At 68.4% G+C, this 2,837-nt stretch carries 4 protein-coding genes; all 4 read left to right on the top strand.

What is annotated here, in order from left to right:
- The coding region (locus DM995_RS11415; protein WP_198669331.1) for a VOC family protein at positions 1-472 on the top strand (472 nt) is incomplete at its 5' end.
- 143 nt (positions 473-615) lie between these two features.
- On the top strand, positions 616-1,002 hold the full coding sequence (locus DM995_RS11410; protein ID WP_023837349.1) for a c-type cytochrome: 387 nt from the start codon (positions 616-618) through the stop codon (positions 1,000-1,002).
- Positions 1,003-1,009: 7 nt separating this feature from the next.
- A complete protein-coding gene (leuC, locus tag DM995_RS11405; protein WP_116969501.1) occupies positions 1,010-2,416 on the top strand; it encodes a 3-isopropylmalate dehydratase large subunit in 1,407 nt (468 codons plus the stop codon).
- Positions 2,416-2,837: 3-isopropylmalate dehydratase small subunit (locus DM995_RS11400; RefSeq protein ID WP_116969500.1), on the top strand; the 422-nt coding region annotated here is incomplete at its 3' end. The genes leuC and DM995_RS11400, both read left to right, overlap by 1 nt.

The raw sequence follows: 2,837 nt of genomic DNA, 5'->3' as shown, positions 1-2,837 counted from the left end.
CCTGCCCACCGATATCCGCCGCGTCACGCTGATCGTCCGCGACATGGAGGCCTCGCTGAAACTCTATCGCGATGTCGTGGGGCTCAAGGTCAATTACGATACCGTGGTCGAGACGAGCGGCGTTGCGCTGCCTGCGGGCGAGCCGGGGGCGAAGGCGCGGCTGGTGCTGCTCAACTCGAACGATCCGTTCATCGGCTGGATCGGGCTGATGCAATGGGTCGATCCGCCGCTGCCCGATCCGGGGCCGTATCCCAAACGGATGGGCCCGGGCGGGCATGTCATCGTGATGAACACCGACGATGTCGACGGCCGCTGCGCCGCCGCTGCGAAGGTCCCGGGCGTCACCATGACCGCGCCGCCGCGCATGCAGGAATATCCCGGTCGCAACGGCGGGCCGGTCATCCGGGTGCGCGGGTGCAATTTCTTCGACCCCGACGGCACATTGATCGAGATGAACCAGATCCTGAAATAGGCATCGCACCGCACGACCGCGCAGCGGGGGCCGCCCGATGCAAGAGGCCATTGTCCGACTGGTGGTCAATCCGTTACCGGGGGCCTGTCGGCATGCCCCGTCGTTGCAACAACGGGGCATCCATTTTCGATGCGAGATATTCGATGAAAGCCCTGCTTCGTTCCGCGATCCTTCTGGCGCTCACCGCCACCAGCAACGCCGCCCTGGCCGCCCCGGCCAAGGATGATACGGCGCTCGGCAAGCGCCTGTTCCTGCGCTGCACCGCCTGCCATACCGTCTCCGCCAAGGCCCCCGGCAAGGTCGGCCCGCATCTTCAGGGGATTGTCGGGCGCAAGTCCGGCAGCGTCGCCGGCTTCGGCTACTCTCCCGCCATGAAGGGCGCGAATATCGTCTGGAACGAGGCGACGCTCGACAAATGGCTCCAGCGGCCGCAATCGGTGGTGCCGGGCACGACCATGGCCTTTGCCGGGCTCACCAAGCCCGAGGAGCGCAAGGCGCTGATCGCCTATCTCAAGAAACCGACCCCCTGACCCGGCAATGGGGGGCACGCTCTACGACAAGCTGTGGGATGCGCATATCGTCCGCCGCGGCGAGAATGGCGAAGACCTGCTCTATATCGACCGGCAGCTGGTGCACGAGGTCAGCAGCCCGCAGGCCTTTCGCGCACTGGGCGAAGCGGGCAGGGGGCTGCGCCGACCCGAAACGCATCTCGCGGTTGCGGATCATGCCGTGCCCACCCGGGGCCGCGATGGCGCGCCCATCGATCCGGTGGCAGCGGCGCAGGTGGCAGAGCTTGAAGCCAATGCCCGCGATTTCGGCGTACGCTACCATGCGCTGACCGGCGAAGGGCACGGCATCGTCCATGTCATCGGCCCCGAACAGGGCTTTACCCTGCCGGGCATCACCCTGGTCTGCGGCGACAGCCACACCACCACGCACGGCGCGTTCGGCGCGCTCGCCTTCGGCATCGGCGCGAGCGAATGCGGCACGGTGATGGCGAGCCAGTGCCTGGTGCAGAAGCGCGCGAGAACGATGCGGGTCGAGCTGGTGGGGACGCTGCCCGGCTGGGTCTCGGCCAAGGATGTTGCGCTGGCGCTGATCGCGCGGATCGGAGCGGACGGCGCGCGCGGCTTTGCGGTCGAATATGCAGGGCCGGCGATCGCCGCGATGGACATGGCCGGGCGCATGACCTTGTGCAACACGACCATCGAAGCCGGAAGTCGCATCGGCCTGGTCGCACCCGATGACGTGACCTTTGCCTATCTCGAAGGTCGTCCCGGAGCGCCGAAGGGCGACGACTGGGACAAGGCGGTTCGCCACTGGAAGGGCCTTGCCAGCGATAGCTACGCCGAATTCGACCGCATCGAGACGCTCGATGTCTCGGCGCTTGATCCCCATGTCACCTGGGGCACCAGCCCGGATCAGGGCGCGCCGGTGGGCGAGCACGTGCCGGACCCCGCGCTCGCCGCACCCGGAGAACGCGACCGCATCGTCCGCGCGCTGGGCTATATGGGGCTCGAGCCCGGCATGAAGCTGTCCGAGATCGCGATCGACCGGGTGTTCATCGGATCGTGCACCAATTCGCGGATCGAGGACCTGCGCATCGCCGCACGGGTCGCAACGGGCCGCACGGTCGCGCCCGGCGTGTGCGCGATGGTGGTGCCCGGATCGGCTGCGACCAGGGCCCGGGCCGAGACCGAGGGGCTGGCCGATATCTTCCGCGCCGCCGGGTTCGAATGGCGCGACGCGGGCTGCTCGATGTGCGTGGCGATGAACGACGACCGGCTCGCCCCGGGCGAGCGCTGCGCCTCGACCAGCAACCGCAATTTCGAAGGACGGCAGGGCCAGGGCGGGCGCACGCATCTGATGAGCCCGGCGAGCGCCGCCGCCGCGGCGATCGCGGGGCATATTGCCGATGTGCGCACGCTGATGGGGCAGGGCTGATGGAGCCGTTCACCCGCGTCACCGGTCCGGCATTCAGCCTGGACGAGGACAATATCGACACCGACGTCATCTACCCCGCGCGCTTTTTGACGATCACCGCGCGCGAGGGGCTGGGGGCCTATGCCTTTGCAGATCGCAAGCTCGATCTGGACGGCGCGCCGGTGCTGGTCGCTGGCGCGAATTTCGGCTGCGGGTCCAGCCGCGAGCAGGCGGTCTGGGCGCTGCTGGGGGCAGGCGTGCGCTGCGTCATCGCGCCGGGCTTTGGCGAGATCTTCGCGGGCAATTGCCTGCGCAACGGCGTGCTGCCGGTGGTGCTGGACCGCGAGACGGTGGACGGGCTGCACCGGAGCGCGCAAGCGGGCGAACCCTTCACCGTCGATCTGCACGGCTGCACAGTGCAGGCGGGCGAAGCGGCGCCGGG

Origin of the sequence: Blastomonas sp. UPD001, from assembly GCF_003426715.1 — a bacterium.
Classification (GTDB): domain Bacteria; phylum Pseudomonadota; class Alphaproteobacteria; order Sphingomonadales; family Sphingomonadaceae; genus Blastomonas.
The sequence above is the reverse complement of the archived record's forward strand: the minus strand, read 5'-3'. Positions and strand labels throughout refer to the sequence as shown.